At 68.6% G+C, this 25,861-nt stretch carries 24 protein-coding genes and 2 pseudogenes; 11 read left to right on the top strand and 15 right to left on the bottom strand.

Annotation, left to right across the window (positions count from 1 at the left end):
* The first annotated feature begins 26 nt into the window (after positions 1-26).
* The 3 genes from OG975_RS00485 to OG975_RS00475 all read left to right on the top strand — a co-directional run bounded on the left by OG975_RS00485 (position 27) and on the right by OG975_RS00475 (position 2,668).
* Positions 27-902 (top strand): IS5 family transposase, encoded by an 876-nt coding sequence (locus OG975_RS00485; protein ID WP_406326594.1) that lies wholly within the window; start codon positions 27-29, stop codon positions 900-902.
* Positions 895-1,305: a hypothetical protein gene (locus OG975_RS00480; RefSeq protein WP_406326593.1), complete on the top strand. Its 411-nt coding sequence runs from the start codon at positions 895-897 to the stop codon at positions 1,303-1,305. Before OG975_RS00485 ends, OG975_RS00480 begins: the two co-directional genes overlap by 8 nt.
* A gap of 400 nt (positions 1,306-1,705) precedes the next feature.
* A complete protein-coding gene (locus tag OG975_RS00475) occupies positions 1,706-2,668 on the top strand; it encodes a hypothetical protein (protein WP_406326591.1) in 963 nt (320 codons plus the stop codon).
* Between the two features lie 205 nt (positions 2,669-2,873).
* Here the strand turns inward: OG975_RS00475 and istB are convergent, their stop codons facing one another.
* The 4 genes from istB to OG975_RS00455 form a co-directional block, all read right to left on the bottom strand.
* Positions 2,874-3,647: an IS21-like element helper ATPase IstB gene (gene istB / locus OG975_RS00470; protein WP_406326590.1), complete on the bottom strand. Its 774-nt coding sequence runs from the start codon at positions 3,645-3,647 to the stop codon at positions 2,874-2,876.
* The gene (istA, locus tag OG975_RS00465) at positions 3,647-5,242 is read right to left on the bottom strand and encodes an IS21 family transposase (RefSeq protein WP_406326589.1); all 1,596 of its coding nucleotides are present in this window, start codon (positions 5,240-5,242) and stop codon (positions 3,647-3,649) included. The genes istB and istA overlap by 1 nt, the downstream gene beginning before the upstream one ends.
* A 327-nt stretch (positions 5,243-5,569) precedes the next feature.
* On the bottom strand, positions 5,570-6,319 hold the full coding sequence (locus OG975_RS00460) for a transposase family protein (protein WP_406326587.1): 750 nt from the start codon (positions 6,317-6,319) through the stop codon (positions 5,570-5,572).
* Positions 6,320-6,652: 333 nt separating this feature from the next.
* On the bottom strand, positions 6,653-6,994 hold the full coding sequence (locus OG975_RS00455) for a hypothetical protein (protein ID WP_406326585.1): 342 nt from the start codon (positions 6,992-6,994) through the stop codon (positions 6,653-6,655).
* A gap of 306 nt (positions 6,995-7,300) precedes the next feature.
* Here OG975_RS00455 and OG975_RS00450 point away from each other — a divergent pair.
* From OG975_RS00450 to OG975_RS00435, 4 genes and pseudogenes are all read left to right on the top strand, one after another.
* Positions 7,301-7,456, top strand: a pseudogene (locus OG975_RS00450) (hypothetical protein); the annotation flags it as partial.
* A gap of 124 nt (positions 7,457-7,580) precedes the next feature.
* Positions 7,581-7,979 (top strand): transposase, encoded by a 399-nt coding sequence (locus OG975_RS00445; RefSeq protein WP_406336099.1) that lies wholly within the window; start codon positions 7,581-7,583, stop codon positions 7,977-7,979.
* Between the two features lie 1,067 nt (positions 7,980-9,046).
* Positions 9,047-10,156, top strand: coding sequence for a hypothetical protein (locus tag OG975_RS00440; RefSeq protein WP_406336098.1), 1,110 nt, complete (start codon positions 9,047-9,049; stop codon positions 10,154-10,156).
* Positions 10,157-10,323: 167 nt separating this feature from the next.
* Positions 10,324-10,497, top strand: coding sequence for a hypothetical protein (locus OG975_RS00435; protein WP_406326584.1), 174 nt, complete (start codon positions 10,324-10,326; stop codon positions 10,495-10,497).
* A gap of 41 nt (positions 10,498-10,538) precedes the next feature.
* Here OG975_RS00435 and OG975_RS00430 read toward each other — a convergent pair whose 3' ends face one another.
* The 4 genes and pseudogenes from OG975_RS00430 to OG975_RS00415 form a co-directional block, all read right to left on the bottom strand.
* Complete coding sequence (locus OG975_RS00430; RefSeq protein WP_406326582.1) at positions 10,539-12,194, bottom strand: IS1182 family transposase; 1,656 nt, start codon at positions 12,192-12,194, stop codon at positions 10,539-10,541.
* A gap of 113 nt (positions 12,195-12,307) precedes the next feature.
* Positions 12,308-13,687: an IS4 family transposase gene (locus tag OG975_RS00425; protein ID WP_406326583.1), complete on the bottom strand. Its 1,380-nt coding sequence runs from the start codon at positions 13,685-13,687 to the stop codon at positions 12,308-12,310.
* 83 nt (positions 13,688-13,770) lie between these two features.
* Positions 13,771-15,426, bottom strand: a complete 1,656-nt coding sequence (locus OG975_RS00420; protein WP_406326582.1) for an IS1182 family transposase — start codon at positions 15,424-15,426, stop codon at positions 13,771-13,773.
* A 202-nt stretch (positions 15,427-15,628) separates the two neighbouring features.
* A pseudogene (locus OG975_RS00415) lies at positions 15,629-17,332 on the bottom strand (PHP domain-containing protein); the annotation flags it as partial.
* Between the two features lie 273 nt (positions 17,333-17,605).
* Here OG975_RS00415 and OG975_RS00410 point away from each other — a divergent pair.
* The 4 genes from OG975_RS00410 (at position 17,606) to OG975_RS00395 (ending at position 20,277) form a co-directional block, all read left to right on the top strand.
* Complete coding sequence (locus OG975_RS00410) at positions 17,606-18,412, top strand: S1 RNA-binding domain-containing protein (RefSeq protein WP_406326580.1); 807 nt, start codon at positions 17,606-17,608, stop codon at positions 18,410-18,412.
* 255 nt (positions 18,413-18,667) lie between these two features.
* Positions 18,668-18,880, top strand: a complete 213-nt coding sequence (locus OG975_RS00405) for a hypothetical protein (RefSeq protein ID WP_327434814.1) — start codon at positions 18,668-18,670, stop codon at positions 18,878-18,880.
* 38 nt (positions 18,881-18,918) lie between these two features.
* Positions 18,919-19,803: a hypothetical protein gene (locus tag OG975_RS00400; protein ID WP_406326578.1), complete on the top strand. Its 885-nt coding sequence runs from the start codon at positions 18,919-18,921 to the stop codon at positions 19,801-19,803.
* Between the two features lie 93 nt (positions 19,804-19,896).
* Positions 19,897-20,277: a YrdB family protein gene (locus OG975_RS00395; RefSeq protein WP_369263707.1), complete on the top strand. Its 381-nt coding sequence runs from the start codon at positions 19,897-19,899 to the stop codon at positions 20,275-20,277.
* 366 nt (positions 20,278-20,643) lie between these two features.
* On the opposite strand, the gene OG975_RS00390 is transcribed toward OG975_RS00395, so the two are convergent.
* From OG975_RS00390 to OG975_RS00360, 7 genes are all read right to left on the bottom strand, one after another.
* The gene (locus tag OG975_RS00390; RefSeq protein WP_406326576.1) at positions 20,644-21,378 is read right to left on the bottom strand and encodes an SDR family NAD(P)-dependent oxidoreductase; all 735 of its coding nucleotides are present in this window, start codon (positions 21,376-21,378) and stop codon (positions 20,644-20,646) included.
* Positions 21,379-21,594: 216 nt separating this feature from the next.
* Positions 21,595-21,822, bottom strand: a complete 228-nt coding sequence (locus OG975_RS00385) for a hypothetical protein (RefSeq protein WP_406326575.1) — start codon at positions 21,820-21,822, stop codon at positions 21,595-21,597.
* Between the two features lie 309 nt (positions 21,823-22,131).
* Positions 22,132-22,443 (bottom strand): hypothetical protein, encoded by a 312-nt coding sequence (locus OG975_RS00380; protein ID WP_406326573.1) that lies wholly within the window; start codon positions 22,441-22,443, stop codon positions 22,132-22,134.
* A gap of 12 nt (positions 22,444-22,455) precedes the next feature.
* Positions 22,456-23,577, bottom strand: coding sequence for an IS630 family transposase (locus OG975_RS00375; RefSeq protein ID WP_406326571.1), 1,122 nt, complete (start codon positions 23,575-23,577; stop codon positions 22,456-22,458).
* Between the two features lie 74 nt (positions 23,578-23,651).
* Positions 23,652-23,945 (bottom strand): DUF1330 domain-containing protein, encoded by a 294-nt coding sequence (locus OG975_RS00370; RefSeq protein WP_307179727.1) that lies wholly within the window; start codon positions 23,943-23,945, stop codon positions 23,652-23,654.
* Between the two features lie 33 nt (positions 23,946-23,978).
* The gene (locus OG975_RS00365) at positions 23,979-25,412 is read right to left on the bottom strand and encodes an MFS transporter (protein ID WP_406326570.1); all 1,434 of its coding nucleotides are present in this window, start codon (positions 25,410-25,412) and stop codon (positions 23,979-23,981) included.
* Complete coding sequence (locus OG975_RS00360; protein WP_384561328.1) at positions 25,409-25,771, bottom strand: MarR family winged helix-turn-helix transcriptional regulator; 363 nt, start codon at positions 25,769-25,771, stop codon at positions 25,409-25,411. Before OG975_RS00360 ends, OG975_RS00365 begins: the two co-directional genes overlap by 4 nt.
* Positions 25,772-25,861 lie beyond the last annotated feature (90 nt).

The raw sequence follows: 25,861 nt of genomic DNA, 5'->3' as shown, positions 1-25,861 counted from the left end.
GTCGGGTGCGCGGTCTGCTGATGGGTATGGGCGGGCGTCAGCCGTACCCGAGTGATCTGTCGGATGAGGCGTGGGAGCTGATCCGGCCGGTCATCACGTCCTGGAAGGGGCAGCACCGCTCGGTCAGCGGGCATGAGGGCCGCTACGAGATGCGGGAGATCCTCAACGCGATCCTGTATCAGGCCCGGGTCGGCTGCCAGTGGCGTTACCTGCCGCACGACTTCCCGCCGTACACCGCCGTGTACTACTACTTCGGCAAGTGGCGCGATGACGGCACCGATCAGGCTATCCACGACCTGCTGCGCTGGCAGGTCCGCGAGTTGAGGGGCCGGCACGAGGACCCGTCCGCGATCGTGATGGACGCCCAGACGGTGCACGCCTCGGTCAATGCACCCAAGGAGACGACCGGGCTGGATCCGGGCAAGAGGAGCCGGGGCCGCAAGCGGGGCATCGCCACCGATGTGCTCGGCCTGCTCATCGCCGTGATCGTGGTCGCCGCGAGCGTCCACGACAACGCGATTGGAATCACGCTGCTGGACAAGGTGGCCGCGGCAAACCCGTCGGTGACCAAGGGCTGGGTGGATGCCGGGTTCAAGAACGCTGTCGTCGAGCACGGCCGGTCGCTGGGCATCGACGTCGAGGTGGTCTCGCGTGATCCGCAGACGAAGGGGTTCGCGCCAATACCGAAGCGGTGGGTGGTGGAGCAGACTTTTGGCACCCTGATGCTCCATCGCCGCCTGGCCCGCGACTACGAAGCACTGCCGGCCAGTGCGGTCTCGATGATCTACTGGTCGATGACCGACGTGATGGCTCGCCGGATCACCGGCACGACCACCCCGACCTGGCGTGATCCGCTGCCGGTCGGGGCCAGGGCCCCCACCGGCGAGTCCGTCCATGCGTGAACTGCTGGCCAAGATCGAGGCACGGCAGGCCGCCGCGCGAGAAGAGGCTGACCACTTGCGGGATCAGCTCGCCCGGTTCGGTGAGCAACTCGCCGCTGCGGAAGACCGGTTGGAGCGGCTGGGCATCACCCGCCAGACCGTCCTGGAGATCGTCGAGGACAGCGACCCCGGCGGCCCCGAGCCACTGCCGTCCGCCTACCGGCAGATCCTCGCCCTGTTCGAGGACGACGAGCAGGGCCTGCGGGCCAAGGCCGTCTGCGAAGCCCTGAGCTCCGGCACCGAGAACCGCCACGTCGAGGGCGCCCGGGCCAAGCTCAAACGCCTCGTCAACCGCGGCATCCTCACCGAACCCGAGCCCGGCCTATTCACCATGCCCCGACCGGCAGCATCCCCGCCAACGTAGTCCCGCCCGAAGGCTCACAGAACGCCCACTCAGAGGGCTTCACAAGCGTGGGCGGAAGGGCAACACTTTGGATCTGGGCTACCACAGGGCTCCGTAGGCGGGGCATGGCGTCCCGGAGGGGTCGCAGTCGGCGCAGTGCTGCCAAAAGCCCGCCACGCCCCCGCGTCTCGTCTGACGTTCACACAAGGCCGCCACCGCTGAGATCAACTCGCGTACGCTTTCCGGGGACTTGGACGCATGGGGGAGGCGACGCGCTGTGAGACGTAAAGCTGCTTGGTTGGCTGCGGCCGAAGGACTGGTGATCCTTTTGGGGTCGTCGGCGGGCTGCTCGTCCGGGGAGGGCCCCTCGCGCAGTGACGGTGCGGCTTCCTCCCCCAGCACATCGGCACCCGTCATCACAGTGGCGGAGGCTGAGCGGGTCTTCGAACAGTACGACCGTACGAACGCGGCTGCCGACGCCGTCCTCGACAGCGCAGCCATCCGTGGGGTGCAGACCGGTGTCCTGCTGAAGGAGTCACTCGCCATCTATGACATCCACCGCAGGGCAAAGACCGCGGACACGGCTTCCCGCCTCACCCAACCCCGGTTCCTGATCCCGGCCGCAGATACCTCCCACGCCTACCCCCGCTACTTCGCCGTCCTGAGCAAGAGGAAGGGAAACGAGGACGACCGTTCCTCGTCGCTCTTCTACTTCACGCAGACGGAGGCGAAGGGCCCTTGGAAGGCCACCGCGGCCACCTGGGCGGTGACAGATCCCGTCACATCACCGTCGCCCTCGGCAGCGACGCCGACTCCTTCCCCCACCCAGGACGGCAAGACCGTAAGCGTTCAACCGAAGCAGCTCCCCGAGGTGAGTCAAGGCGCCTCCGGGACAGCACGGTTGTCGACAGCGGCGGCGGCCGACCGTGCCGTGTGCAACAGCTTCGCCGACTACCTCAGCTTTTCACCCCCACACGGGCAACCCACCGACGACCGCTTCACTGAGGGCGGCTTCACCAGCCAGCTCGTCCGGTACTTCAACGGCTGGGCGAACGAGGCCCTTGAACGCACCATGAATTACACAACGACCGGCGCGGATCTTCCCGTGTTTCGCCTGTCCACCGGAAGCTCCCTCGTCGCCTGCACGTACGTCCGGGAACACCGCGTCTCAGGTGTCGGTGCGAGCGGCACGGTCCGCTTCGAGAAGGGCACGGACACCGACGTGCTGCTCGGCGGAGGCAGCCGGGAATGGCACAGTGTGAGGGAAGTCAGCAGCATGACGGCACTGATCGAGGTGCCGGCCCGGAAAGCCGCACCAGCCACCGTCCTGGCGTGTGACTGCTATGCCCCTCAACTGCTGTCGACGACCGGTGTCCAGCCCTGAGGCCCAGGTAAGACGTTCTCTTCATTGTTTCCCGTCTCGCCGTACTGATCCCCGCGCGTCGCACCGGTGCGGCACGGATGGCCCCGATCCACCGGATGAGCCGCTGTCACCTCACCCTGCAGGGTGGCGGGAAATGATTGTGGACGCTTGCGATATTCCCCCGCTGGAAGTTCGCGTAATTCCCCCACCTCTCGCCTGATCGAGGTCATTTGACGGAAGGCTTGCCGGGCTTGTCGGTGGGGTTCTTGGGGCGCTTGTTCGGGCGGTAGCTGGGGCCGTTCATGATGACTTGGTGGCTGGTGTTGATCAGCCGGTCCAGGAGTGACTCGGCGACGACGGGGTTGGGAAAGAGCGGATACCAGTCGCTGGGCGCCCGGTTGCTGGTGATGATCAGGGACCGGCCCTGACGCTCGGAGACGAGTTCGTAGAGGTCGTCGGCTTGGGCCGCGCCGAGCTGGCGCATCGCGAAGTCGTCGAGGATGAGTACGTCGGGACGTACCAACTCACGCAGGCGTTTGTCCCAGGTGCGGTCTGCGTGCCCACCGGCCAGTTCGGCGAGGATCCGGCTGGTCTTGGCGAAGCGGACGTGGGCGCCCTGGCGGACTGCGAGGTGCCCGAGGGCCTGGGCGATATGCGTCTTGCCGACCCCGACAGGACCGAACAGAATGACCGACTCGCCCGCATGCAGCCAGCGAAGGGCGCCGAGGTCACGGATCTGGGCGGCGGGGAGCTTCGAGGAGGCGGTGAAGTCGAACTCCTCCAGGGTGACCTGCTGCTCGAACTTCGCCCGGTGCAGGCGCCGTTGGAAGGCGACGGTCTCGCGGCGGGTGATCTCGTCCTGGCAGAGGACCTGGAGGAAGTCGAGGTGGCCGAGCTCGCCGCCGTGGGCCTGGGCCAGGCGGGCGTCCAGGGTTTCCAGCATTCCCGAGAGCCGCAGTGCCTTCAGCGACTCTCGCAGGGCGGTGTCCATCACGCTCATCAGATGCTTCCCTCAGCTTCGCCGTGGACCTGGTCGTCGCGGAGCTCGTCCGCCGTGTCGGGGGGTGCCGCGGAGGCGAACAGCCGCTTCGGTCCGTGGAGGAAGGCCGCGGCTCCCGCATCGCCGCTGGTCTCGGGCTCGGGGTCGGTCTCGGTGCCGGCGATGAGGATGCCCTTGATGGTGCGGTAGGACGGGTCTCCGACCGCGATCGCCCTCGCGCAGGCGGCCTCCAGGCGCGTCTCGCCGTACTTCTTCCGCAGTCCGAGCACTCCCTGGGCGGCGCGGAGCCGGTAGAGCGCGTTGACCTCCAGCAGCTGGTCGACGACCTCGCGGCAGGCGTCGCCGATCTCGGACGCCTGGGTGCGGCACCAGATCGGCGTCTTCATCTGGAAGGCGATCTTCTCCGGCGGGTAGTCGCTCCTGTCGGTGCGTTTGCCCTGCTCAAGTGCCGCGTGAGTCTTGACCAGTTCACCGTCGAGGAAGACCTGGACCATCGTGGCGGTGGAGCGGACATCGACCCGACGGCCGATCAGTTTCCAGGGCACCGAGTAGAGGGTGCGGCCGACCTTGATGTGGATGTCCGGGCCGACCGTCGCGGTCGACCAGCGGGCCAGCACGAACGGGGTCTGCGGCAGGGGCAGCAGCGTCTCCGCCTCCAGGGCCCCGAAGACCGCCATCGGGGCGGCCCCGCCAAGCGGCCGGCACGGCCGCTGGCCTGCGACGTTCTGGGCCCAGGTCACGGCCTCGGCCTGCATGTGCTCGATCGAGGTGAACTCCCGCCCGCACCAGAACGAGTCGCGGATATAGGGCATGGGCCGCTCCACCCTGGGCTTGTCTTTCGGCTTCAGAGCACGGGCTGGATCCACCAACGCCCCGTAGTGGGTGGCGAGTTCGGCATACGCCTTGTTGATTTTCGGGTCGTAGAGATCGGGCTTGTCGACCCCGGTCTTGAGGTTGTCCGGCACCAGCCGGCGCGGGACGCCACCGAAGTAGCGGAAGGCCGCGACGTGCGCTTCGGTCCAGGAATGCTGGTGGAGATGTAGGACGGGGCGGACGAACATGTGCCGCGAGCACGGCAGCACCATCACGAACGCCCAGACTCGGTGCCGCTTGCCGGTGCGCGGATTGGTCCACTGCCCGAGGAAACCGTAGTCGATCTGGGCCTCCTCGCCCGGCTCGACGTCGTCACGCAGGACAGTGACCTGCGAACTTCGCAGTTTGTCGGGCAGCGTGGCGTGCACCCAGCGCCGGAACGCGGAGATCGACACTTCCAGCTTGTGTTCGTCCCGCAGCCGCTGATGGATCGTGGTGACGGTCACCGTCCCCAACAGGCTCTCGATATAATCGCGGTGCCGGTCGATCTCCGGCCAAGTAACCTGCCGAAGACGTGAGTTGGAAAGCTCGGGGAACCAGGTCCCGATCAGCTTGGCCCAGTCCGACTCGCCCATTGGAGGTCCGCCCGGAGTCATCCCGGCCGCCTCCGCCGGTGCCAAATACTTCCTGATGGTCTTACGGTCCACCCCCAGCGACGCGGCCAGTTCACGCTTCGAACGGCCCGCGTACCAGTGGACATAGATCTCGGTGACATCGACCACGACGAACGTTCTCCTCGCCATCCGGGCTGCCCATCGGCCTTCCGAACCTCAGGCCGAGAGCCGTCCCGCACACCTCCGCGATGCCCCGGTCCCTCAGTCCCGAACTCCGCGGTACCCATGGCCAATTAGGAGAATTCGGTATGGGGAATAACAAAGTGCTCAAACCACCCGACATGGGGAATTACGCGACCGTCGACAATGATCAGCTTGAACGCGGGAATCGGCATCACCGTCGTTCAGAAGGACGCCGGTCAGACACTTTCGTCGGTGCCCCCCCCGCACTCATCCAGCCGTACCCACCTCACGGCCAGGGATCAATGAGGTCTTTCAGCGTTGCCGCTCCAGGGTGAGGACCGCTGCTGCGATTGACGTCATTCGATTCGGGCTGCACCGCGCTCTGCGGAAGATCCGCCAGGACTTCAGACGGGCGACTCCACCCTCGACCGGGGCCCGCGCCCTCGACAGCGCCCGGTTGACGGTCTGTTGGGTGAGCGTCAATTCGCCTCCCGCCGGCCGTCTGGCCGGTGTAGTCATCCACGCGCCGGCACCGATGTAGGCGCGATCGGCCAGGATCGGCACTCCTTGGCGCTCGCAGATCCTGATGATCCGGTGGGCACGGGCGGCGGCCAGGTCGTGGGAGCGCCCGGGCAGGGCTGGGGACAGCCACAGCACCCGGCCGTGGGGATCGGTGACTACCTGCACGTTCACCCCATGGCGGCGGTGTTTGGCCGAGTAGTCGGCCCGGCCGTCGCCGAGGCGGTCGCATTCGGCCAGGGTGCCGTCGAGCAGAACGTACTCGGGGTTCGCCTCGCGCAGAGCACGCAGCAGACCGGGGGCGCGGGTGGCCAGCAGATCGATGACCGCCTTGGTGTAGGCGTGCGCGGTGCCGACCGAGATACCGAACCCGGCGGCGATCTGTGCGAGCGGCTCGTGCTTGCGCAGGTACACCAGAGCGACCAGGGCACGCTGGTGCGGTGGGAGATTGCACCGTCGGTCACCCTCGCGGGTGACGATGAGCATGGTGACCCACTCGACCAGGGCGTGGGACAGGTCGAGTGCGGCAGGATGAGGGACCAACAAGGCTCCTGCGCTGATGAGTTGAGACTTCGAACACCTCCCTCAACGGCATGGGAGCCTTGTGCGTTGCGGCCAAGGTTGCTGTCACCCGATCGGTGGCCTCACCGAAAGACCTCATTGACCACCCATCCGGGCTGCATCTGTCCACTTCTGCGCTGCGGCTGCTGCGGCGGGGGTTGGCCGCTCGGCGACGACAGATCGGCACCCTGCGGCGGCTGACCTGCAGCCGCCAGGCGCTGACGAGGCTGGCGCACCTGCGCTGCAACTACACCTTCGCCGAGCTCGCATCCAGATTCCGCGTGGGCCTACCGCCAGCCGTACCGCCGCGCGAAGTCAAAAACCAAGCTGCGGAGGAACGTCTGATCGCACGAGGCGCACTCGCGCGGCTGATATGCGGCCGGGCAGGTAGACGAATCCGTTGCCGTTGTCGAGGAGCAACCCCTCATCGACGCCGTCCACGGACCAGAGATCAACCGGCCCACCGGTGTTGTTGATCTGAAAGAAGAACTCTGCTTCCTCCTCGCCCCGACAGACGAAGATCCCCTCCACCTCAGGACGGCGGCTGCCGGCGATTCCCCGTGCGGCCCTCATCCGGGCCCAATCCAGACCATGCTGTGCGATCGACCGGCGATTGAGCACGGACGAAAGGTGGAAGAGGTTTGGCGTATCAAACACGCCAGGAGTATAGGAGCCAGTGAGAAGCCGTATCTGAACCGATCATGGAACGTGCGGGTCGAACAGGTTTTTCGCCGGGGTGATCTTCCCGTCGTACGCGTATGAAGACGGGGCCTTTCGGTAGCTCGAGGATGCGAATCCAACCGAGCAGTGCCGGGAGGCCCTGATGTCGTTGTTGTGCGCCTCCGAACGCCTCCCGTCCAACGCGGCTGCACGATCGTGTGATCACCTCGCGCACGCGTACGGCAACGCGGTCGGCCACCGGGACCGGGAACGCCGGTATCCCTCCGACATGTCGGACGCGGAATGGGCGGCCGTCCGGCCTCTGCTGCCGGTGCCGGCCTGGCTTTGGGGAAGGGTGGATCGCCCGAGGGTCACTGTCACCGGCAGCTGCTGGACGTGATCCGTCACCTGGTCACGGGCGGGATCTCGTGGCGGGCGATGCCCGCGGACTTTCCCGGCTGGGGTCGGGTCCGCGCCATCTTCCGCCGCTGGCGCGAGCGCGGGCTGATCACAGACTTCCACGACCGGCTGCGCGGGAAGTCCGTGAACGGGAGGGCCGCGAGGCAGGGCCCACGGCGGGGGCATCGACGCGCAGTCGGTGCGGGCCGCCGCGACGGTGTCGGCAGCCTCACGCGGTTACGACAGCGGCAAGAAGGTGCCGGGCCGCAAACGGCACATCGTGACCGACACCCTCTTGCGTCAGTGGCCGCATCATCGATGTCACCGTCGGCCTCGCGGCGTCGTCGGCCGTGTTGTCAGTGGCCTGCGGCATGATGCGGGGCACGTGACGGCCTGCCCGACAGGGGCTTTGAGGCCGTCCTCGACGAGGGGAGTGCTGTGCGTAGGCCGGTCGCAGGCGAGGTGCGTGTTCACGATCGTCAGATCTACGTCGAGAGCGATCCGGACAGCGCCAGACCTGACCTCGCCAAGGCGCTCGCTTACCAGATCGGGGGGTTGTGCGGGGCTGCGGTCCCAGGTGTGATCGTCCTGTCCACCGGGCTGTACGCGGGCGACGTCGGCTTTGTCGTGGAAGTCCACGACGCAGCCCCTGTGCTGGACCCGGTCTGGGATGACGTGATGGAGGTGTCCTTCCGCCCCGAGTCGGAACGCACAAGTTTGGTGCAGGGGGACGGCGAGGCCGCGTGGGACCTGGGTCTCGCCCGAACCGACTACCGGGTCCGGTACTGCGCCCGGGGGATGGACGAGGGACGGGAACTCTCCACCAGAGTGGCCGGGGAGTCCCGGGCGGACAGCTACCTCCTGCAGTTCTGGCCTGCCCCACCCCGCCCGGACGAGGTGATCCGCCACACCTCGCGGATGGCCGGGGACCTGCACTGGAACGTGCGCCGGACGGCGCGTACGCCCGAGCAGCTCGCCGAGGCCGAACGCCTGACTCGCCAGGTGTTCCAACGGGCCGCCGAGGAGCGGGCCGAACAAGCCGCCGAGGGGCGCCGCCTGCACCACGAGGAGTGGGAGTGGGGCGGGCGGCTGCCGAGCGAGAGGCTGCGCGGTGGCCGCGAGAGCAACGTCCTCGGTCTGCTCCGCTTCGACAGCGACCTGGTGCACGCCCTCGATGTCGTGGGTCCCGAGGTCCAGCGTGCAGTGGCATTGCTGGCCGCGAGGCGGGCCTGCGAGGCTGCGGGCCTGACCGATGTGCCGTGGGTCGCCCAGGCGCTCTCGGAGTCGGCAGAGGGACGCCCTCTGCCGCCGCCGTTCGACGACCCGGCCCGGATGTGGGAGGCCCTGCGCTCCGACCCTCGTGTACCGGACAGGACGGTGCTCGAAGCGATACCTCCGGAGTGGCCGCCGTACGTCCCGCCGCCGTTCGCGGACACAGGGCGCAAGGTCGTCGTGGTGCCCCTTGCCGTTACGCCGCGCACCCCGGGACGGATCTCACAGCCGCACTTCGCTCTTCCCGCCGTGCTCGCCGCCGCCAAGCCCGCCCCGCTCATAGCAGCACTGGACGCGGTGTGGCATGCGCTGAACACGTACGGCGAGCACTACCCCGAGCTGCTGGACGAGATCCGGTCGGTGTGCGCCGAGCGGGCAATGAGCATTGCCGCCGCACTCCGTATCCGTACCACCCCGCCGCGGCTGGTCGACGTCACCGCGGTCGCCCCGCAACTGGCCTCGCTGGCACGCACGGCGACCCGGCTGCATCCCCGCCCCGGGTCGCCCACGCCGTACGACAGCTCCGTCGGCGGGCCGCTGCTGTGGCCCGCCGACGAGCCGTGGCCGCACTGCGAGGGACCGCACGAGTGGGACGGGTGGAACGAGATCCTCTCGCCCGAGGACGTGCGGCAGCGGCGACGCGTCCGGGCAGAGGTGGCGAACCGGCCGGGCGGCGATCCCCCGGGGACCCGGTACACGCCCGAGGAGCTGGCGATCGAGGAGCGGATCAAGGCCGGCCGCCCGTGGCCCGAGGGCCCGATCGCCATGCTGCCCGTGGCCCAGTTGTACGTACGCGACGTCCCCTTGCTGCGCCCGCCCAAGCAGGCCGAGGCAGATCTGCTCCAAGTGCTGTGGTGCCCCTTCGACCACCCCGCGCAGCCCGAGACCGCGCTGTTCTGGCGGTCCGCCGCCACAGTCACCGACATCCTCGACACCCCCCCCGAGCCGCCCGCGATCCAGTTCCCCGGCTACCTGCCGGAGCCGTGCCTGCTCGCGCCGGAGCAGATCACCGAATACCCCAACATCATGGAACTGGGCAAGGAGCTCCAGCGGCAGCTGGAGGACTGGCGCAGGTGGCAGGCGGCCGGCGCCGCTCTGGACAGCTTTGACAACACGCCGTACCCGCTGGACAGCTCTGACACGCCCTACTCGAAGGATTTCTACAACGAGCTCTACACGGGCAGGATGTCCGTCGCTCCCGGCTGGAAGGTCGGTGGATGGACCCGTTGGGGCCTCACCGATCCCCTACCCCGGCTCTGCCACTCATGCGGCACCGAGATGGATCCGCTGCTGACCATCGCCTCGGGCGAATGGAACTCCAACTATCCCGACTGGATTCCCGACGAGGACCGAGCCCGCTCTCTGTCATCCACCACCCATCCCGAACCGCACAACCCGACCATGCTCGACCTCGCCCGAGGCTACGATCTGCAGCTGCACGTCTGCCCGGTATCCCCGGACCATCCGCACATCGAGCTGATCCAGTGAGCCGTTCCCCAGTTAGCGGCTGCGCCGCCGTCTGCCGGACTTCGGCGGCGGCCGCCAGCTCCAGTTCCAGCAGGTGATGCTCCGGCGTCGGCGATCTCCAGCCGACCCGCCAGGTACTCCGTGACCTCCACCGGTACCTCGCACGGGTCCAGTAGGAACCGCGCGAGGTGAATGCCCGTCAGTTCAGGCGTCCGCCGCTGGCCGCGGAGGTCGACGAACGCGGACGCACCGCGGTCGTGATCGACGAGTCGCACCTGCTGGACCACCAGGAGTTGATGAGGACGATGACCACCAGGCCGCCCACCATGAACACGCTCGCGTTGCGACCCCTCCGGGAGTGATGAGGACCTAGAGGCAGTGACTCTGTTGGTGATCTCGGGCGTCAGGTGATCGCGAATCCGGCTGTGTTGCAGAGAGTTCGGAAGCGGGGTGCCCGGCGGGCCGACGGGGCGGTGTCGTTCCAGTCTGCGAGGCGGCTGAGGTTGCAGGCCATGGCCGTCAGGACGTGCTGCACGTGGGTGCGGGCCAGGCCTCGATAGCGGGCTCTGCGCAGGCCGTGAGTTCGGACGTTTTGCGAGAGGGTGGCCTCGATGCCGGCGCGGATCGCGTACCGACGTTGCCACTGCTCGGTCTGCTGGTCGAGCCGATTGCGCATCTGGATCTCGTGCAGTGCCCGCGGCAGCACCGCGACGGAGCGGGCTCGAGTGGCGGAGGAGGTGCACCGGGCACGGTCTGGGCAGGGCCGGCAGTCGGTCTCGGCGAAGCGGGCCTGAAGATAGGTGTGGCCGGAGATATTCAGCTTGGTCCAGGACGCACTGGTCGCACCGCGCGGGCAGATGGCCTGCTCGTTGACCCAGTCGATGGTGAAGGCCGCCTTGTCGAAGCCCGAGCCGGCTTTGGCCTGGCGGCTGTTGTCGGCGAGGATCGGGCCGAGCAGCGTGATGCCGTGGACGCGCTGGGCCCGCTCGACGTGGGCGGGAGTGAGGTAGGCGGTGTCCACGATGTGCTCGGCAGGAGCCAGGCGACGGGTCGCGAGGTCGTCGTGGATCTTCTCGGTCAACTGCCCATCCTGGACGGGAGCAATGGTGGTGGCCACGTGCACCACCAGGTGCGGCAGGTCCTGATCACACGACTCGGTGAAATGAACCCGGTATCCGCTCCACTCGACATCACGTTTGACGCAGTAGTGCGCGTCCGTGTCATACGGGGAGTCGAACCGCAGGGAGGCCGGCGGCAGGGCAGTGCCCTCCCGCCAGCGCAGCTGCCCCTCGCGATCCCAGTAGTACTGGTGGATCCAGACCTGCCGCAGGATCTCCACCTGCCGCAGCATCTGCAGACGGGGTGGGGCGTCGGCCGCCCAGGCCGCGGTGAGAAGTCTCTGCCCGTCCCGGCCGAACTCCTCGGCGCGTTCGCGCACCGCCACCTTGCCGCCCGGGACTTTCCCGATCTCGACTTTCCGGCCGTACCGCTTGGCCCACTCGGGCTCGATCAGCGGCACCAGCCAGTCCGGATCGGCCTCGGCGATCTCCTCCAGAGCAGCCCGAACGCTCTCGCCCGCCAACTCCAGCCGACTCAAACGCCGCACCGCCGCCAGGACATGGGTGGCGTCGGTACGCTGTCGGCCCCGCCCCTTGAGCAGCCCGGCCGCCACCAAGCGGTCCAGCATCAACTGCAGCAGTTGATCGGCCCGGTCGCCCTCGGCCAACCGGGCCCGGAACTCGCTGAGCATCGAATAGTCGAACCCCGGATCGTCCAGTTCGAGGCCGAGCCCGTACTTCCAGTCGATCCTCGTGCGCACCGCATCCGCCGCCGCCCGGTCCGAAAGGTTCTCCGCGAACTGCAGCACCGACACCAGCGCCAACTGCCCTGGCGAGAAACCCGGTCGGCCATCGGCCGGATACAGATGAGCGAAGTCCTCGTCGGCGAACACCACATCCAGCCGGTCCCGCATCAGCATCACCGGCGTCCCCCTCGGACACGCCGCCCACGCCGTCCGGACCGTCACCGGGGGAATCCGCTGGAAACTTGCCGGACGCATCGACACCGTCCACCGCCCCTAAACCGAGGCCGCCCCGCTACCGACCAGCCAACCACCACCAGCGACCGCCGTCACCACCCCGCCAAGATCACCAACAGAGTCATGCCGTTGCGTTACGGGTTTGCGGGTTGGGGTCGTTGAATGGTGATTGCTCGGGTGCCGGTTCGGGTGGGTTGGGGCCAGGTGTGGTGTTCGGCCCGTTTGAGCCGGTAGTTGGACATCTTGCGTTTGATGACGCGGGGCTGGCTGCGCAGGCGTCTGGCCGGCAGGAGTCGTTCGAGTAGGTCGTGCTGGAGCAGGACGAGCGTTCTGACCAGGAGGTCAGGGGAAAAACTGCCCGGCGTGACGGTCACACTGCGTCGGGCGGAGCGCAGAGTTTCGGTGAAGGAAATCCGGTCGGGGTCCAGGCCCCGGGTCGCGGCCGTTCTCACCATCAGTTCGCGCAGGGCGTGGTGGACCAGCAGGTGTGCCCAGATCTGCTGCAGGGCGCCGTCGGGGGTTTTGCTGCTGAGGACGACGTGGGCTCCGCGTTGATGGGTCTTGATCTCGGCGAAGACGCTCTCTACTTCCCAGCGCTCCTGGTAGAGCGCGGCCAGCTGGCGGGCGGGATAGCGGCGGGCGTCGAGCAGACTGGTCACCAGCCGGTAGCCCTCGGCAGCATGGCCGGTGCCGTTCAGCCGGTAGGCCATTACCCGCACGGTGACCGGGTCGGTGTGGGCCGGATCGGTGTGGGCGTGGATGCGCGAAAGCCAGGACCCGTCCCGCAACTGCCGCTCGACGGGCAGGACCCGGTTGGCGGGCACCCGCCACAGCAGCTGAGCGCCGGTGGCGGTGAAGGACCGCCACAACGGCACACCGAGGAACTCGCGGTCGGCCAGGACCAGTTGCCCGGGGCCGCAGGAACGGGGCAGACGGCTCACCAAGGTCACTTCCCCGGTGCGGCAGCCGGCGAGTTCGGCGTCCAGTACGAGGTGCGTGCCGACCTCCACCAGGCAGGCCATCCGCACCTGGGGAAAGGCGCTTTTGTCGTGGCCGCGGGTGTTTCCGGGGCGTGCGAAGGCAGCCTCATTGGCCGGGCTGTCGGCGACGTCCCAGCAGGTCCCGTCCACCGCCAGCAGCCGCAGTCCGCGCCAGAAGGCGCCCGGGGTGGCTTCGGTGCCCATCGGTTTCGCGGTCGTGGTGAACAGCACCCGCAGCGGTTCCGGGCCCAGCCGCTGCCGGGCCCGAAACAGCGACGACTTCGCCGGGACATGCCAGGTGCCCAGCAGGCGCAGACCGCGCAGTCCCTCGACCAGATGCCGCATCACGTCCAGATACGGAGCGGGCGAGAACAGGGCCAGCCCCAGCACGAAATACACCACCAGCCGGGCCGGGAGCAGGCGCTTGCGTTGCTCCACACGACCACAGGCAGCCACCACCCGATCCACCAGACCTGGCGGATAGACCCAGGTCAGCAGGCCTAAACCCGATAACTCAGAGACGCTTGCAGCCACCCGAACCACCCCCGGGACCACTGAACTTCAGCGTACGCCCGCAAGCTAACGCAACGGCATGACTCTGTTGGTGATCTCGGGCGTCAGGTGATCGCGAATCCGGCTGTGTTGCAGAGAGTTCGGAAGCGGGGTGCCCGGCGGGCCGACGGGGCGGTGTCGTTCCAGTCTGCGAGGCGGCTGAGGTTGCAGGCCATGGCCGTCAGGACGTGCTGCACGTGGGTGCGGGCCAGGCCTCGATAGCGGGCTCTGCGCAGGCCGTGAGTTCGGACGTTTTGCGAGAGGGTGGCCTCGATGCCGGCGCGGATCGCGTACCGACGTTGCCACTGCTCGGTCTGCTGGTCGAGCCGATTGCGCATCTGGATCTCGTGCAGTGCCCGCGGCAGCACCGCGACGGAGCGGGCTCGAGTGGCGGAGGAGGTGCACCGGGCACGGTCTGGGCAGGGCCGGCAGTCGGTCTCGGCGAAGCGGGCCTGAAGATAGGTGTGGCCGGAGATATTCAGCTTGGTCCAGGACGCACTGGTCGCACCGCGCGGGCAGATGGCCTGCTCGTTGACCCAGTCGATGGTGAAGGCCGCCTTGTCGAAGCCCGAGCCGGCTTTGGCCTGGCGGCTGTTGTCGGCGAGGATCGGGCCGAGCAGCGTGATGCCGTGGACGCGCTGGGCCCGCTCGACGTGGGCGGGAGTGAGGTAGGCGGTGTCCACGATGTGCTCGGCAGGAGCCAGGCGACGGGTCGCGAGGTCGTCGTGGATCTTCTCGGTCAACTGCCCATCCTGGACGGGAGCAATGGTGGTGGCCACGTGCACCACCAGGTGCGGCAGGTCCTGATCACACGACTCGGTGAAATGAACCCGGTATCCGCTCCACTCGACATCACGTTTGACGCAGTAGTGCGCGTCCGTGTCATACGGGGAGTCGAACCGCAGGGAGGCCGGCGGCAGGGCAGTGCCCTCCCGCCAGCGCAGCTGCCCCTCGCGATCCCAGTAGTACTGGTGGATCCAGACCTGCCGCAGGATCTCCACCTGCCGCAGCATCTGCAGACGGGGTGGGGCGTCGGCCGCCCAGGCCGCGGTGAGAAGTCTCTGCCCGTCCCGGCCGAACTCCTCGGCGCGTTCGCGCACCGCCACCTTGCCGCCCGGGACTTTCCCGATCTCGACTTTCCGGCCGTACCGCTTGGCCCACTCGGGCTCGATCAGCGGCACCAGCCAGTCCGGATCGGCCTCGGCGATCTCCTCCAGAGCAGCCCGAACGCTCTCGCCCGCCAACTCCAGCCGACTCAAACGCCGCACCGCCGCCAGGACATGGGTGGCGTCGGTACGCTGTCGGCCCCGCCCCTTGAGCAGCCCGGCCGCCACCAAGCGGTCCAGCATCAACTGCAGCAGTTGATCGGCCCGGTCGCCCTCGGCCAACCGGGCCCGGAACTCGCTGAGCATCGAATAGTCGAACCCCGGATCGTCCAGTTCGAGGCCGAGCCCGTACTTCCAGTCGATCCTCGTGCGCACCGCATCCGCCGCCGCCCGGTCCGAAAGGTTCTCCGCGAACTGCAGCACCGACACCAGCGCCAACTGCCCTGGCGAGAAACCCGGTCGGCCATCGGCCGGATACAGATGAGCGAAGTCCTCGTCGGCGAACACCACATCCAGCCGGTCCCGCATCAGCATCACCGGCGTCCCCCTCGGACACGCCGCCCACGCCGTCCGGACCGTCACCGGGGGAATCCGCTGGAAACTTGCCGGACGCATCGACACCGTCCACCGCCCCTAAACCGAGGCCGCCCCGCTACCGACCAGCCAACCACCACCAGCGACCGCCGTCACCACCCCGCCAAGATCACCAACAGAGTCACGGCATTGGCCCTAGCACCACAGGTGTCGTGATGCATAGACTCACCTACCAGGTCGCTGAGCTGCATCAACGTGAGACAGACCCCACGGCAACAGCCTCGACCCCCAGAGAATCGACGTCCTCCTTGTCGGCCTGCACCATCGGGTAGCCGCCGGGGGTCGGCTGCACCGGCAGCCGGTCCAGCAGGCTCACATCCGAAAGGATCACGCCGCACGGGTGCATGGCGTAGCCGCGCGGCAGCGCGTCCAGGCCCTCCGCCAGCTCCCACAACGGCCCGAACTCCCCAGCCCGGGCGGCAAGTCCGCGCAGTTCCGGCAGTTCGGCAAGAGCGCCGCGGATGTCACGCGCGCGGATGTGCGGGAACGACTTGGCGATCTCGTCCACGACCTGGGGCGCCAGCCCCAGGGCCAGGCCGGTATCGCGCAGGGCGTGCCGGGCCCGGTAGGTCTCGGGCATGCCGGTGACCGCGACCCGCTCCCGCCCGAACCTTTCGATGATCTTGTCGTAGACCTCCAGACGCCGGGCGGACTCCACGTCCAGGTCGATGTCCGGCAACGACGTACGCCGCTCGCTCAGGAACCGTTCGAACAACAAATGATGTTCGAGAGGGTTGGCCGTGGCCACGAAGAGGCTGTGGTTGACCATGCTCCCGGCACCCGAACCGCGCGCGGCAACCCGGATCCCCATCGCCCGCACGTCCGCCACAACCTGCGCGACCGCCAGGAAGTACGCCTCGAACCTCAGGCGGCCGATCACCTCCAGCTCGTAGTCCAGCTGCCGCACGGCCTGCTCGTCCGTATCCAGGCCGCGCGCGACCATCCCCGCCTCGCAGCGCCGGCGCAGCAGCCGCATCGCCGAACCGGGCTCGTCTCCGGCTCCCACGACGGACGGCTCGGGAAAGTGCGGCCGCCCCAGCCCCAGATCGGCCGGGGTGAGGACGCAGGACTGCGCCGTCGCCTCGGTCTCCTCCAGCAGCCCGACGGCCCGCCCGCGATCGCCGCCGGCCGCTTCCGCGATCCGTTCGGCGGCCGCAGCCATGGCAGCCGGGTCCTTCAGCCAGCGCTCGCCCCCGTCCAGGTGCCGTCGGTCGATCGGCCGCAGCAGCCGCGCGGCATCCAGCACATCGGCCAGCCGGTGCTGGTCCGCATCCGCATAGCGGACGGCGTTGGTCAGCACCGTCCGCACTCCGAGCTGGTCGGCCAGGCCCACGGTCCGCGCGGCCAGCCGCAGCGACCCCGCTCCGGTGCCCGTGCGTCCAAGCCACACCGCCTCCAGCCGCAGGCGCGGCCCGGCCAGCTCCTGCCACGGCCGAAGCAGCCCTTCGGCGAGGTCCGGACGCCCGGACGACAGCGCCCGCACCGGCTCGGAAGAGGATCCGAGCAGCACCACCAGGTCCTGGTCCGCATACTCGCGCAGCACCGGCCAGGACACGACCGGCACCCAGCCGTCGGCCTGGGCGTGCGCGGCGGACACCAGACGGCACAGCCGCGCCCACCCGGCCGCGCTCTGCGCCAGCAGCGTGACGCGCAGTGGCGCCTCCGCCACGTGCGCGCCGCCGCGGACCGGTGTACGGCCCCGTGCGCGCCGCGGTGCCGGGGGCTGGAGCGGGGCGACCGCGGCGTCCACCCCGAAGAGGGGCCGTATCCCGGCGGCCGCGGCTGCTTTGGCGAAGCGGACTGTTCCGGCGACGGTGTCCCGGTCGGTCAGCGCGAGCGTCGTCATGCCGCGTTCGGCAGCTCGTCGTACGAGGGCATCGGGCAGGGATGCGCCGAACCGGGCCGAGTAGCCGGACGCGGTGTGCAGATGAGTAAATCCACCGCCCGCACCTCCCGTACCCCCTACCTGACCTGTGTCTCTTTAGGTATCCACCATAACCCGGAATTCGAGTAGATGTTCGAATGGGGCGCCTGGGCGTGTCAAGACCAGCCGGTTCACGGCTGTGACGGAGCACGACAGATTGCGAGTGGAGCACGCCAACCTGCGAGTCGTACGGCCATCGCACTCCGTAATACCGGGTCACGGGATGGCCGCTGGAAACCCGCCTTGGAAGGTCCGTGCGGAAGTTAGGCTCCGCCCATGTCCGAGTCCGTCCCCGATCCTCGTCTGCAGTCTCTGATCAATAGGCTCCGGCCGGGTCCCGTGAGGAGCGTGACGGTCGCAGGGTTCGACGGAGCAGACGTCCTTGTTCTCCTCGGGGAGTCGGGCGAGGAGGACAGCGAAGTCGGCCGCATTCCCCACCATGAGGTGTCGATCCATGGCGCCGACCACCCGTCTGAGGTCTTCAAGGTGGGCCAGCAGATCGAAGCCGAGGAGATCGGACGCTGGCGAGGGCAGCTGAACCTCTCGGCCCGTGCCTGCGAGAATCCTGAGCTACGCGCCTTCCTGGTGGCCATTCAGCCTGGGCAGATCGTCTCCGGGACCGTGTCAGGGGTTCACAACTTCGGGGTCTTCGTTCATCTTGACGGCGAGCCCCAAGGGCTCTGCACTGGGTTCATTCGCGTGCCCGACCTGACGTGGTCCTGGATCAATCACCCCTCAGATGCAGTCGAGGCAGGCCAGCGGATCACCGGTGAGGTGATCATGTCTGAGACGCGTAATGGCCAGGTCACGATCTCCTTGAAGGCTCTCCTGGAAAACCCCCTCGTGCGGTTCGCTGATCGAACAGGTCATGTCCTCAACGGGACTGTCACGAAGATCGTCCCGTTCGGTGTGTTCGTGCGACTCGCCCCCGGCATCGAGGGGCTTCTGCACGTCTCCGAGATGACCGACTCGCCAGTCGAAAGCCCAGACCAGCTCGTGAGCGAGGGCAACCAGATCACGGTGCGGGTTGCGGAAGTCGACCTTCAGCGACACCGCGTCAGGCTCTGCGCCCATGACTCCTGAATCCGGGTCGCCGGGACAGGCCGATCACCTTCAGTGACGTTCCTTGCGCTGAACTCGCAACCTGTCGTGCTCCGCCCTCGCGAACCATCGCGCTCCCCGAAGCTCGTGACCAGCACGCTCCTTGCCATCTCTCGCAAACAACCGTGCTCTGTCACAGGGCGCCAGATCCGTTCTCGTGCCTGGGCAGGCGAGGCGAGATCAGAAACCGTGCCCGGCCGGGATGCGGGGCGGTGAGGCGCGCGTGAGGCTGGTGCCATGTCGGAGCGCCGCGTGATCGTCTACCCGCCATCAGGGACGGGCGGCCGCAGGGTGTGCATCGACGATCAGATGCTCGGCACGGCCTACAGCCTCCATGACCTCACCGTGTTCCTGCAGAACGCGGGCCTGACCGGCTGGGACGAGCTGGATGCCGCCGAGTCGGAATGGATCGAGTGGCATGAGGGCGGGCCGGAGGTGTGGAAACGCTGAACGCGCGCCAAGGCCGCAGGGACGGCAGAGGGCACGACGTGGAAGCCGTCCTCGACGAGCTCTACACCACGCCGCCGTCCGACTTCGTCGCCCGACGGGAGACGCTGGCCGCCGCCACGAAAACAGCCGGCCAGGTGGACGATGCCCGCCGGATCCATGCCGCCCGCCGCCCCACCCTCGCGGCCTGGGCGGCGAACCTCCTGCTGCGCTCCCAGCCGAAAGAGAGCCGCCAGTTCCTGGAACTGGGACAGGCGCTGCGCGAGGCCTACCACGCCCTGGACGCCGGCGGACTCAAAGATCTTTCCGCGCAGCGCCGCCGTGTCGTCACCGCCCTCTCCCGGCAGGCCGCCCAGCTCGCCCGCGACGCCGGGCACCGGCTCTCGGAGCCGGTCCAGCAGGAACTCGAAGCGACCCTGCGCGCCGTGCTCGCCGATCCGGACGCAGCCGACCAGTGGGCGGGCGGCCGCCTGGTCAACGCCCTCACACCGCCATCGGAAATCCGCCCCGGCACCGCACCAGCGGCCGAGAGGCCGGACACCCGCAGCCGCCCGGCGCCCCCGCCACCGGCACGGGCCTCCACGGACGAACTCGCCGAGCGGCGCCGCGCCCGCCAGGAACAGCTGGCCCGGGCCAAGGAGGCAGCCGAGGCGGCCGAGCAGCGCCTGCGCGAAGAACGCGCACGGCAAGCGGACGTCGACGCCGACCTGAAACGGGCGCGCGAACGCACCGAGCAGGCCCGCCAGCGGATGTCCGCCATCGAGGAGCAACTGCGGCAGACACGCGAGGAGTTCCAGCAAGCCGAGAACGAACAGCAGGAAGCCGAGGAGCACAGCCGGTCCGCCGCCAACGCCCTCGCCCAGGCCGAGCGGGCGGCACACGAGACTGCGCAGCACGTACGCCGCATGACCGCAGGCACCACCTAGACGAAGAAGTCCGATGTCTGATCTGGTGGTTCTTGAACGTCCCGCGCGGCGGTCTGTGATCCTGGAGGGACTGCTACGGAGGGAACTGCGCGTATGTCGTCCGGGTATGGCTTTCACCCGTTGTCTCTCGGTGTGAGGTTCGTGTTGGAGCTGGTGGCTCTGGTGTGCTTCGGGCTCTGGGCATGGGCTGTCGTGCCTGGTTCCCTACGGTATGTCTGCGTGGTTGCCGTTCCACTGATCGTGGCTGTGCTGTGGGGAGTCTTCGCCACCCCAGACGATGCATCCCGGTCCGGGGGGACGGTGATTGCGACACCTGGTCCGCTGCGGTTCCTGCTGGAGCTGGCTGTGTTCTTCGGCGGTGCGGCGGCGTTGTACGCGGCGGGATCCCGCACTCTCGCCGTGATGCTCGCCGGTGTGCTGGTCGTGTACCACTTTCTGTCGTGGGACCGGGTCTTGTGGCTGGTCAGACATTGAGTCCGCCCCAGCCGTATCAGGTTGGCGGTGCGTTCGGTCCGGCACGGGGAGCCCGCCGGGGCGGCGCAGGTGGACATCGGACGGTTGTTCGATTCTGCGCCCTTGAAGTCGTCGCTCACGACCCCGGGCTGTTTCATGAGGGTGTTTCAGACGTCTAGTCGTTTGCAACAACCCATGAAACATGATCGCCGCAGGTGGACCGCCGGGCGGGCGGGTGTTTCACGAGCGACCGCCTATGAAACGACGGGGCCGGATGGGCGGGTGCCAACCTGCTGCTGCGCCGGCAGCCTGCGATCGTGCCGCGACGGAGCACGCCGCGGCACGATCAGGGTTCGAGAGGCACGCGGCCGGGTGGCCGGTGGGGTGTCAGCCGCTGAAGACGAGCTCGGCCTGGTCGCGGCGGGTGGTGTGCAGCTCCCAGTAGACGGGCGAGATCTCCTCGGGCTTGGCCGTGGGGAACCCGGGGACGACCGACATGCCGATCGACACGTCGATGCCGACGTGGGCGGCCTGGACGCCGGTGCCGTCCAGTTCCTTGTGCAGGTTGATCGCCCAGTTGCGCAGGGCCGCGGCAGCAGCGTTGACGTTGTCGACCTGCGGCACGGGGTCGATGGAGCCTGCGCCGGTGGTGAACAACAGGGTGCCCGCGCCGGCCTCGCGCATGGCGGGCAGTACCGCCTGGCTGGCGGCGATCGCGCCGTAGAGCTGAAACTCCATCTCGTGCTGCACATGCGAGGGTTCGGTCGCGCTCGGGGTGGTCAGGACGGTCGAGTCGAAGCCGCCGACCGGGGAGTACTCCAGGACGTCGATGCCGCCGAAGTGCGCGGCGGCGTCCTTGAGGGCCTGGGTGAGCGCGTCGCGGTCGAGGACGTCGGCGGGGAACGCGGCGGCGGTGGTGCCTTCGGCGGTCAGTTCACCGGCCAGGTTTTCGAGCTTGGCGCGGTTACGGGCGATCAGCGCGACGCCGTAGCCGTGGGTGCCGAACGTGCGCGCAATGGCGAGACCGAGCTGGGGGCCGGCGCCGACGATGGCGATGGTGGACACCCCTGCCCGCGGCCCGCTACCGGACCCGCCGGAGGACGCCGCACTGTACGAGGCCATGCGCCGCGCCAGCCATGGCGTCAGCTCCCCGAGGCCGACAAGCGGCGCTTAGTGACCGGCCGGTGGGCCGACGGTGCCGCGCCCGACGTGCCCCCGGGGTACTGCCCTGTACCGCGCGATGATCCGCCTCAGCCGGCCGCGCCGGGCACGTTGCAGTCCTCTACTGCGGCCTGGTCCGCCGGGCACGCCAGCCGCACAGCCGATCCGGAAATTCCTTCATCGTGTCTGCGTCGTCCATCGGTCGGCGCTGTCCGCCGGCGTGCGGGGCTGGGGCACGGCGGCGGACGGCCCCAAGTCCAGGCGTTTGTTCATGTCCAGACGGAAAGTTCCGTACGGGCGCACGTGAGACCAGAACAGCGGGGTCAGGCCGCGCCGGTCGGCGGGCGTGAGGAGGTCGGCCCACTCGGGTTCGCCGAGGATGTCCTGGAGGATGAGGGTGTTCACGTAGACAAGGGCCGATTGCAGGATGCGCAGGCACAGAACGACATCTCCTGCTCGTCGCGCCGGTACCTGCCGGGCGACGAACTCCACGGCCTCACCGGGCAGCTCTGTCCGGTTCCGAGGAAACCGGCCGCTCCCACAGCTTCACCGGGCCACCCTCGCGGACCTGCCATGTTCCGTCGCCCGGGGTTCAGATCGTGCGCCAAACCCTTACGGCGGCGTAGAGACGCCGAGCGAACCCAGCACTATTCTCCGCCCATGACTCGTGGCCACGACTCAATGCCCGAACCACCACCCGCCGAACCCGGCGTCTTACGCCTCCGCATCGACCCCAACTGGGCGTCCACCGGGCAAGTCGCTGTACGCGCCACGCCCGGTCTCGCCCGCGCCCTCCTCGAACAGTTCGAAGGGCAGGGAGCCGAAGCCACCTACGGCGCAGAATTCGGCCTTGACCTCAACCAGCTCTTCATCGTGGTGCTCGGCAGCAGCAGCGGCGCCGGCGTCTGGTTGACTCTCCGCACCGGCATCAACGCCATCGTCAACAGGCACAAAAATGCCCGCATCCGGGTCGAGGTCGGCGACCGCACCGCCGAGATCAGCGGTATGAGCACCGCCGACATGCAACCCCTCCTCGAACTAGTGTCCTGCGCCAGAGATCCGTCGGCAGAGGCGGGCGAGGGAGTCGAGGATCTCTTCGGCGGTCTTGGTCCAGATGAATGGCTTGGGGTCTTCGTTCCAGTCCTTGACCCAGGCGCGGATGTCGGCTTCGAGGGCCTGGATGTTCTTGTGTGCGCCGCGGCGGATCATCTGGTGGGCGAGGTAGCCGAACCACCGCTCGACCTGGTTGATCCAGGAGGAGCCGGTCGGGGTGAAGTGCAGCTCGAACCGCGGGTGTTTGACCAGCCAGGCCTTGATCGCAGGGGTTTTGTGGGTGCCGTAGTTGTCGACGATCAGGTGGATCTGCAGGTGCGCGGGCACCTCCTTGTCGATCCGGATCAGGAACTTCTTGAACTCCACGGCCCGGTGCCGGCGGTGCAGGGCACTGATGACTTCACCCGTGGCGACATCGAACGCGGCAAACAAGGTGGTCAGGCCGTTACGCACGTAGTCGTGGGTGCGCCGCTCGGGCATGCCCGGCATTATCGGCAGCACCGGCTGCGACCGGTCCAGGGCCTGGATCTGCGACTTCTCGTCCACCGAAAGCACCACCGCACCCTCGGGCGGGTTGAAGTACAGCCCCACGACGTCGTAGACCTTCTCCACGAACAACGGGTCCGTCGACAGCTTGAAGGTGTCCGCCAGATGCGGCTTGAGCTGGAACTGCCGCCAGATCCGGCCGACCGTGGACTTCGACAGACCACTGTGCTGCGCCATCGACGTGCGCGACCAGTGGGTGGCGTTCTTCGGGAGCTGTTCCAACGTCGTGACCACGACCGCTTCCACCTGATCGACGCTGATGGTGGGCGGCCGGCCCGGCCTCGGCTCGTCGACCAGTCCGTCCAGCCGTTCGGTGAGGAAGCGCCGCCGCCACTTGCGGACGGTGTCCGCGGTCACCCGCAACTCTCGGGCGACCGCGACAATCGGCGGTACGTCCGGCCCCGCACACGCCAGCACGATCCGCGCCCGTAAAGCCAGGGCCTGGGCCGATGTCGCCCGACGCGTCCACCGCTCCAACTCCGCCCGCTCGTCATCAGACAGCAGCAACGGCTCCAGTTTCGGGCCCCGACGAGGAACTGACGCACCAGCAGTAGAAGTCACACACCAACTAACGATCAACTACTGGCGCAGGACACTAGTACGCCGACATCAGTGAAGATCCGACTGGACCTCGGTCAGTCGATGCCTTCGACGATGCGGAAGTCGCGCTCGACGCCGTCGGAGAGGGCGACCAGCGCCTCCTGGTAGGCCGCACTCTCGTGCGCCGCGACGGCCTGTTCGAAGCTGTCGAACTCGATCAGGACGGTGCGCTCGGCGATTCCGGCGTCATGCGCCACGACCCGACCGCCACGGGCGAAGGTTCGACCGCCCCCGGCCTTGACGGCCGGAGCGGCCAGCTTGTTGTAGGCAGCCAGCTTCTCAGGGTCTGAAATGGTGCGGTAGACGCTGACCCAGTAGCCCTTGGGCATGGAACCTCCAGTGTTGGGATGAGTGCATCTGACTTACGGGTTGGTCTCGGACGAGCGTCGGCGGGCGAGAGCGAGGCTTGTCAGCGTCGTGATCGCCATGGCGCCGATGCCGACCAGCGCCGCGGTGGTGTAGGCGCTGTCGTCGGGGAAGAGGTGGCCGGGGCCGGTGCCCACGGCGAGGATCAGGCCGCCGATGGCGCTGCCCAGGGAGTACCCGACGCTGCGGACGACGTAGTTGAAGCTCATGGCGCTCGACGTCTCGCTCTTGGGGGTGACGGCCAGGATGACGCCGGGCATCGCGGCCGAGAAGCCGCCGACGCCGAAGCCGAGCACGCCCATCGCCGCGAACACTTCGGCCAGGTCCGACCGGGCCGCCGCGAACAGGGCGAACCCGCCGCCGACCACGACGGCGCTGCCGGCCAGGAGCAGGGGGTCGGCGATCCGCGTCCGGACCCGCGGCGTGAGCTTGCCGGCGACGAACCCCAGCACCGAGAACGGGATGAGGACCAGCCCGGCGAGGAAGGTCGTCAGCCCGAAGCCGTAGCCGGCGCCGTGCGGCGTCTGCGCGTACCGGGTGATGAGCGTGAGCAGGAGGTACATGCCGATCCCGCCGACGAACATGGCGAGGTTCGCCCCGGCGACCGCCGGGTGCCGCACCGCCCGCACATCGACCAGGGGCGTCGTGCTGCGCAGCTCGATGACGGCCCAGACGCAGAGCAGCACCACCGCGACGACGGCGAGGCCCGCCGCCACGGCGAGGTGCCGGCTCCACAGATTCCGTTCGCCGGCGAGGAACAGCACCAGGAGCAGCGCAGCGGCCAGGACGACCGCGCCTGCCACGTCCACGTGGGCGGAGCGGCCTTCGGGGGCTTCGGGCATGGAGCGCCACGCGGTCAGGAGGGCGGCGGCGGTGACGACCAGGCCGAGGCCGTAGGCGGCCCGTACCCCGCCGAGCTCGGCGAGCAGTGCGGCCAGCGGGTAGCCGACGCCGGCCCCGATGATCGAGACCACCGAGATCAGGGCGATCACGGCCGCGCTGCGCTCCTCTGGGAGGTGGTCCCGGGCCACGCCCATCATCAGCGCCGTCAGCCCGAGCCCGACGCCCTGGGCCGCCCTGCCGGCCAGCAGCCACGCGAACGGCAGCGGCAGCACGGTGAGCGCGCTGCCGGCGACGACGACCGCCAGCGTGGCGAGGATCGTGGGCCGCCGGTGCGGGCCGGCTCCGAGCCGGCCCAGGACCGGCGTGGCGACGGCGCCGCTGAGCAGCGCGACGGTCAGCGTCCACTGCGCGCTGCCGAGCGAGACGTGGAACGAGGTCGCCACGCTGGTGATGAGCGGCGTCCCGAGGCTGGCGACCGCCGCCACGACCAGAGCGATGAACATCAGGGCGGGGACCAGCAGCCGCGCCTCGGAACGCGCCGCCGGGAACGCCTTCACCGCGACCCCGCCGACCGGCTGCCCGGTCACTGCTTCGGCCCTTCGCGGTCCTGGCTTTCGAGCTCTGTCAGATGCTTCAGCGCCGGAAGGGCCGCCACCAGCGCCTCGACCTCGTCGCCGGTGAGCTCGCCGATCAACCGCTCGAACGCGTGGACGCCCGCCTGGCGCCGCGTCCGGACATAGGAGGCGCCGGCCTCGGTCAGGCACACCAGCGTGACCCGCTTGTCGGACGCGTCGCCCCGCCGCTCGACCAGGCCGGACTCCTCCATCACCCGGACCAGGGCGGTCATCGCGGGCTGGGTGACGCCCTCGACCGCGGCCAGATCGGTGATGCGCCGCGGGCCGGTCCGGTCCAGGGTGGCCAGGGTGGCGGCGGACGTCAGGCTCATGTCCCGGGGCAGGCGTCTCGCGGCTCTCGTGGCCAGGCCGTAGAGGGCTGACCCGATGGCGGCGGACGCGCCAGGAGCGGTGTCTTGACG

This window comes from Streptomyces sp. NBC_00203, assembly GCF_045206325.1.
Classification (GTDB): domain Bacteria; phylum Actinomycetota; class Actinomycetes; order Streptomycetales; family Streptomycetaceae; genus Streptomyces; species Streptomyces lutosisoli.
This window is presented reverse-complemented; position numbering and strand designations above follow the sequence as displayed.

Bases quoted from the DNA above. Each gene is read 5' to 3' on its own strand.
- OG975_RS00410 (WP_406326580.1), top strand. From the start codon at position 17,606: ATGTCCGAGTCCGTCCCCGATCCTCGTCTGCAGTCTCTGATCAATAGG.
- OG975_RS00370 (WP_307179727.1), bottom strand. From the start codon at position 23,945: ATGCCCAAGGGCTACTGGGTCAGCGTCTACCGCACCATTTCAGACCCT.
- OG975_RS00485 (WP_406326594.1), top strand. From the start codon at position 27: ATGGGCGGGCGTCAGCCGTACCCGAGTGATCTGTCGGATGAGGCGTGG.
- OG975_RS00405 (WP_327434814.1), top strand. From the start codon at position 18,668: ATGTCGGAGCGCCGCGTGATCGTCTACCCGCCATCAGGGACGGGCGGC.
- istB (WP_406326590.1), bottom strand. From the start codon at position 3,647: ATGAGCGTGATGGACACCGCCCTGCGAGAGTCGCTGAAGGCACTGCGG.
- OG975_RS00430 (WP_406326582.1), bottom strand. From the start codon at position 12,194: ATGCGTCCGGCAAGTTTCCAGCGGATTCCCCCGGTGACGGTCCGGACG.
- OG975_RS00360 (WP_384561328.1), bottom strand. From the start codon at position 25,771: ATGAGCCTGACGTCCGCCGCCACCCTGGCCACCCTGGACCGGACCGGC.
- OG975_RS00420 (WP_406326582.1), bottom strand. From the start codon at position 15,426: ATGCGTCCGGCAAGTTTCCAGCGGATTCCCCCGGTGACGGTCCGGACG.
- OG975_RS00440 (WP_406336098.1), top strand. From the start codon at position 9,047: ATGAGCATTGCCGCCGCACTCCGTATCCGTACCACCCCGCCGCGGCTG.
- OG975_RS00390 (WP_406326576.1), bottom strand. From the start codon at position 21,378: ATGGCCTCGTACAGTGCGGCGTCCTCCGGCGGGTCCGGTAGCGGGCCG.
- OG975_RS00480 (WP_406326593.1), top strand. From the start codon at position 895: ATGCGTGAACTGCTGGCCAAGATCGAGGCACGGCAGGCCGCCGCGCGA.
- OG975_RS00395 (WP_369263707.1), top strand. From the start codon at position 19,897: ATGTCGTCCGGGTATGGCTTTCACCCGTTGTCTCTCGGTGTGAGGTTC.